This window comes from Bradyrhizobium sacchari (genome assembly GCF_002068095.1).
Classification (GTDB): Bacteria; Pseudomonadota; Alphaproteobacteria; order Rhizobiales; family Xanthobacteraceae; genus Bradyrhizobium; species Bradyrhizobium sacchari.
On record NZ_LWIG01000001.1, the window covers coordinates 234,313 to 240,104 of the forward strand.

6 protein-coding genes are annotated in these 5,792 nt (G+C 65.3%); 2 read left to right on the forward strand and 4 right to left on the reverse strand.

The annotated features are described in order from the left end of the window. Together A5906_RS01115 and A5906_RS01120 are read right to left on the reverse strand one after the other, a co-directional pair. On the reverse strand, positions 1 to 2,019 hold a 2,019-nt coding region (locus tag A5906_RS01115; RefSeq protein ID WP_245326547.1), incomplete at its 3' end, for an acetate--CoA ligase family protein. Between the two features lie 3 nt (positions 2,020 to 2,022). Continuing rightward, positions 2,023 to 2,814 carry an enoyl-CoA hydratase/isomerase family protein gene (locus A5906_RS01120; protein ID WP_080133452.1) on the reverse strand — a complete coding sequence of 264 codons (792 nt, stop codon included), beginning with the start codon at positions 2,812 to 2,814 and terminating at the stop codon, positions 2,023 to 2,025. 158 nt (positions 2,815 to 2,972) lie between these two features. Between A5906_RS01120 and A5906_RS01125 the strand changes: the two genes are divergently transcribed. Next, positions 2,973 to 3,758 (forward strand): IclR family transcriptional regulator, encoded by a 786-nt coding sequence (locus A5906_RS01125; RefSeq protein ID WP_080133453.1) that lies wholly within the window; start codon positions 2,973 to 2,975, stop codon positions 3,756 to 3,758. A 54-nt stretch (positions 3,759 to 3,812) separates the two neighbouring features. Beyond that, positions 3,813 to 4,166, forward strand: coding sequence for a hypothetical protein (locus A5906_RS01130; RefSeq protein WP_080133454.1), 354 nt, complete (start codon positions 3,813 to 3,815; stop codon positions 4,164 to 4,166). A 65-nt stretch (positions 4,167 to 4,231) separates the two neighbouring features. Here the strand turns inward: A5906_RS01130 and A5906_RS01135 are convergent, their stop codons facing one another. Together A5906_RS01135 and A5906_RS01140 are read right to left on the reverse strand one after the other, a co-directional pair. After that, positions 4,232 to 4,606 (reverse strand): hypothetical protein, encoded by a 375-nt coding sequence (locus A5906_RS01135; RefSeq protein ID WP_080133455.1) that lies wholly within the window; start codon positions 4,604 to 4,606, stop codon positions 4,232 to 4,234. Positions 4,607 to 4,750: 144 nt separating this feature from the next. After that, the gene (locus A5906_RS01140; RefSeq protein WP_080133456.1) at positions 4,751 to 5,653 is read right to left on the reverse strand and encodes a hypothetical protein; all 903 of its coding nucleotides are present in this window, start codon (positions 5,651 to 5,653) and stop codon (positions 4,751 to 4,753) included. Positions 5,654 to 5,792 lie beyond the last annotated feature (139 nt).

Here is a 5,792-nt window from a genome sequence, read left to right on the forward strand (position 1 = left end):
ATTGATCTCGGCCTCGGTGAGGCGGTCGGCGAGCTGCGCAACCATCTGCGAGAAAGCGACGACCGCTGCGGCAAGCGCTTCGACATCGCATTTCGCCCGTCCCCGAAAACCGTCCAGCAGGGGCCAGGTGACGAGGTCGCGCGCCATTGCTCTGGCCTCGACCAGGCTGAGACCGCCTTGCGGCGGAAGCAGACGCATCGTCGTGTCCTTGAACAGCTCGGCGGCGACGCCGCCCATTCCGAGGAGGATTGCGGTGCCCAGGGGATCGCGATGCATCCCGAGAATGATTTCAACGCCGCCTGAGATCATCTCCTGAACCAGGAACTGGCCGGGTCGCGTCCCGGTCCTGAGCGCGACCTCGTCAGCCATCGCCGTCAGGCGGCCGCCGATCGTCTCCGCCGTCAGGTTGACCGCGACGCCGCCGACGTCGCTCTTGTGCGCGATCTGGCGCGAGAGAATCTTGAGCACGACCCGGCCGCCGAGGTCACGCGCCGCCTGCTCCGCTTCTTGGGGCGTTGCGACCACCTTCTCCGCCGCGATAGGAATACCAAAGCGGGCGAACAGCGCCTTGGCCTGTGCCTCGTCCAGCGGTCCCGCCGGAAAATCGCTGACATCGGCCGTCATCTCGATCGCGCCGGAGATCTGGAGCTGCTCCGGCATTTTGGCCTGCAACAGTCCGTCGAGCGCAGCGGCACAGCTCTCGGCGGAGGTGTAGGCCGGGGCGCCTCGCCGGGTGAGGACGGAGACCACGTCGGGCGCGTAGGGACTGACATAGGCAATGACGGGCTTGTCGCTGAGCGGCAGGCAGTCGTGAATGGCATCGGCCCACAGAGCCGGCGATCCCACGGCTGACGAGCCGGCAATGACGACCAGCGCATCGTAGCAGGAACTTGCGAGCAGGATGCGGATTGCGCCGCGCAGCAGATCCGGCTGCAGACCGGCCAGGGTCACGTCGATCGGATTGCGGTCGAGCATGGCGTGCGATCCCGACTGCAAGGCGCGCAATCGCGCGGCGGTGTCCGCATCGGGGGCGGGCGTTGTAAAGCCGGCGACGCCCAGGCTGTCGGAGACGATCGTGCCGGCGCCGCCGGTCGAGGTGAGGATCGCGACACGCTTGCCGGAGAGCTTCCGTCCCGCGCTGACGGCTGCGGGAATGTCGAGCAGGTCTTCGAACGTCTTCGCACGGATCACGCCGAGCTGCCTGAACAGGGCATCATACATGCGGTCGGAGCCCGCAAGCGCTCCCGTGTGCGAGACGGCCGCCTTTGCACCCGCCTCCGATCGCCCGATCTTGAACGCGACAATTGGCTTGCCTGCCCGGCGCGCCTTGAGGACCGCTTCCCGGAAGCGGGATGGATTGCGGATCGCCTCGATATAGAGCGCGATGACTTTGGTCGCGCTGTCGTCGGCAAGGAAGTCGATGATGTCGGCGAGCTCGAGATCGGCTTCGTTGCTGGTCGACACCAGCTTGGACAGTCCTACCCCGCGCGCCGCAGCGCGCGACAGGACGGCGCCGAGAATGCCTCCGCTTTGCGAGATCAGCCCGATCGGGCCTGCCGGAAACTGATCCATCGCCAGCGCGCCGGAGGCTGACAGCACGATATTGTCGGTGAGATTGACGAGGCCGATCGTGTTCGGCCCGAGCAGGCGCATGGACCCGGCGGCTTGCATGAGCTGCTTCTGGCGCGCGGTGCCTTCCGCCCCGGTTTCGGTGTAGCCGCTGGCGAGGACGATCGCCGCCGCCGTGCCGCGCTCTGCCAATTCGCGCACCGCGGTGTGGGCGCGCTCGGCGCCGAGCAGGACAATGCCGACGTCGGGTACATCAGGCAGCGACGCGATGTCGACGTAGCATTTCAGACCGCCGATTTCCGCGACCTTGGGATTGACGGGATAGATCGCTCCCGCAAAGCCGTGCTTCTGGAGATAGGAGACGGGCCGCCCCGACGTCTTGCTCGGGTCTGCGGACGCGCCGATGATTGCAACGCTGCGCGGCCGGATCAGGCGTTCGATCGCGTTCATCGCTCAATCCTTCGAGGAGGCTTGCGCGAGGAACGCCGTCACGGCGTCGCGATGCTCGGCGCTGGTGTAGCAGATGGCCTGCGCCTGACTGCCGAGATTGAAGATATCGTGCGCGGAGTGCTCGAAGGTCTCGTTCAGGATCTTCTTGCTCAACGCCAGCGCGGTCGGAGACCCCTCTGCCAGCTCGGCCGCCCAGGCCTGCGCGGCCGGCAGCAGCTCGGCCGCGGCCACCTTGCGATCGACGATGCCGAGCGCAAGCGCTTCGTCGGCATCGACGACGCGCCCGGTGAAGATCAGCTCCTTTGCCCTGGGAAGCCCGACCCGGCGCGGCAGGAAATACAGCCCGCCACCGTCGGGGATCAAACCACGCTTGATGTAGGACCAGGTGAATTTCGATCGTTCCGTGCCCATGACGAAGTCGCAGGCGAGCGCCGTGTCGGCACCAAGGCCCGCCGCGGCGCCGTTGACGGCAGCGATGGTCGGTTTCGGCAGGCCGAGCAGCAGCGATTGCACGTGATGCACGCCCTGCTGACGGCTCCATCCGTTGAATGCGACCTCCCCCTGCGGCGCCTCGAGCCGGCGCTTCATGCCGCTGATGTCGCCGCCGGCACAAAAGGCATTGCCGCGCCCCGTCAGCACGAGGGCCTTGATCGCCTTGTCGCGGGACACGGTTTCGAGGGCGCCTGCGAACTCGGCGCGCATCTCGTCGCTCATGGCGTTGCGGCGTTCCGGGCGGTTGAACGCGATGGTCGCGACGCCGGCCTCGACGGAAAATTCGATGAGCTGATAAGACATGGCAAGCTCCGCGTGGGCTCCCGAATGCCGATCAGGCCGTGCCGTTTCCTCGTCGAGCCGTGCGCGGCCAGGCATTCTTCTTGTCGTCGCCTATAGCGGCTTGCAACCGCTCGAACATCCCCCTAATTCCACTGAGTGGAAATGCGAAGGAGGCCGATTTGGCGCAGGCGCGCAGATATGCGGGCGGGGTCGATGGCAACCGGTCGCTCGAAAGAGGCATCGAGATCCTCAGGGCGTTCCGGCCCGGCGTCGATACGCTCGGCAACGGCGAGATAGCGGAGCGAACAGGCTTGCCGCGATCCACCGTCAGCCGGCTGACGCGAACGCTGGTCAATTCCGGGATGCTCGACGAAGTCCGCACCGAGCGGAGCTACCGCCTTGCCGCATCGGTCATCAGCATCGGCCACGCCATGCGGACGGGATCACCCGTGCTCAATACGATCGGAGCGATGATGCGGGCCGAGTCGGCGAAGCGCCGGCTGAATGTCGGGCTCGCGACCGCTGATAGAACCATGATGGTCTATCTGGAGTCGATCCGCTACAGCCCGCGCGCGGCGCTGCGCAACGTGGTCGCCGGCCAGCAGGTCCCGATGGAGCTGACATCGCTCGGCCGCGCATACCTCGCCGGCATTGCCGAGCCCGAGCGCGAGCGATTGCTGAAACTGTTCAAACGGCGCAGCACGGCTGCCACCAAGGCGCTGCTGGCCGACGTCAGAAGATCGATCAGCGCCGTCGAGAGCGACGGCTTTTGCGCGGTGTCGTGGCAGCCCGCCGTTCTCGCCGTCGCAACGCCCATCGTGCTCGAGGGGCTTCCGGTCTACGCACTCAACATGAGCCTGCAAAATGTCGACCGGTCCGACGCGCTGGCGAGCGAAATCGGCTCGTATCTCAACGCCTTCGCGGCCAAATGCAAGGAAGCGCTGGCGGGCCGTGAACCCGAATGAAGCGGTGGCCGACGAAGAGGGACGCGTCTGGCGCCTGCTGTTGTCGAGCGACATATGAGAAAGCGAACGTCCTTGGTGGTTCTCGTTGCGGCCCTGCCGCTGCTGTCCGCGTGCGGACAGCCGGTGCCTGAGGACAAGGCCGCCTATGTCGGCGAGTGGCACGCGCCGGCGATGGATGTCGAGCTGACCAGGGACGGGATCGTCCACTACAAGCGCGTCACGGACGGCACCAGGATCGGCGAGGTCACGACCACGATCAATGCCCCGCTACGTCGGTTCGAGGGTGACAATTTCGTCGTCGGAATTCTATTCCTGTCGACGACATTCGAGGTGTCGACGCCGCCTCACCAGGAGGCGGGGACATGGAAGATGGTGGTCGACGGCGTGGAGCTGACCCGCGCGCGATAGCACGACGTATCTGCGGAAACACGCGTCAGGTCCGCCCGCGATATCCAGCTAAGCGACGGGCGCGACTAATTTTTCGCGTTCCGCCTCTTGCTCGCTCCCCTGAGCGGGGTCGCCGGCGTGGCAGCCGGATTCACCCAGCCTGCCATCTGCAGACAGGTGAGCAGATCGACATAGCTTTGTATTCCTGCTGCGGCAGCCTCGCCTTCGCAACTGTCGCGCGCGGGATTCGGAACGGTCAGCCAAGTCGAACTTAGCTGTTGCTGCGCAATTGTTTCGTCACGCACGCATTCGCCGGCGTCCTGCGCAAGGGCGAGCCCTGACGCTTTGTCGTCAGCGGAGACGTCCCTGCAAAGGGCTTCCACATCGAAGATGGGCACACGGTCTGAAATCGGTATCGCGGGCTGGCCAAGAAGCGACAGCGCCAAAAATGCTGCTTTCATGAGATCCTCTCCCTTAGATCGGGTTGGACAGGGCAGCTCTTTGGGAGGTTAGGCCTGGTTTGTTTCCGGCCGGCTTCGCCTGGCCGGCAAATGGTTTCGTCCTTGCCTGAACCGTGCGATGGCCGGCAATGTCACGCGGCGTCGTTACAGTTTTCCATAGACGCGCCCGGCGACCGCCTTCAGGCGCTCGACCGAGCCGGACTCCGGATGCGGCTTGACCGGCGCGAACAGGATCGAGGCCTGCCTGCCGTTCTTCCAGACAAAGATGTTGACGGCATTGCCATTGCCCTTGGTGCAGGAATGCTCGCCAAAGGCTTCGCTGCCGAGCTCGGGGATCGCCACGTGCTGGCACGGGCCCCGGCGCTTCATCATGCTAATGACCGTGGCGCGCGACATGTCGATCACACCGACGGTCATGGTGTTGGCCTCGCGATCGAACATCATGCAGCTGCCCGCGCCGGTCCGCTGCACGGTCAGGGTGCTCTTGTCGAGAAAGCCGTCGGCATCGGCGGAAGTCAGCCACTCGCAATTGCCGAACCGCTCACTGCTCTTGCCCACGCTCGCGATGGCGACGCGCGCGGCTTCGGTGATCGGTCCGAGCAGCGCATCGTCGGCGCGGCGGCCGATCGGATAGACGCTGATCTGCAGAATGTAATCGCCGGACAAGGCGACGAGCGAGGCCTCCTGGCGCTCTGCGCCGGCGGCGGTCGTTCCGCCCTGGCCTTCGTCGCCGATCCCGGACACCGCGTTAAGCGGCATGCGCTCGCCAAGCGTCTTGACGAAGGTCACGTACAATTCCCTGGCGCGGTCCTTGTCGGGATTGCGGAACACGGTGAGCATCATCGTGTCGCCGCGCCCGGCCTGGTAGATGCAGCCGCGGCCATCCTGATTTGAAATCAGCGACCATTTGAGCGCCGGCATCGCACCGGCGAGCTCCTTGGCGCTGATGAAGGGGCAGGTTTCGGCCGCGCGCGCGGGAAGCACCGGAACGGCTGCGAATGCAAGGAAAAGGACGAGGCCGGAGAGCAGACGGTCGATGGTGTGCATGGGCTACTTACTACCGCAAATGGCGCGCCATTCAGAATGAAATCACGACCTCATACACAATTGAAATTCCTCGTCATTTGCAGGCCGTTGATCGACAGCGACCGCGCCGCCGGTCTGCTGGCGGTACCGGATGGTTCCC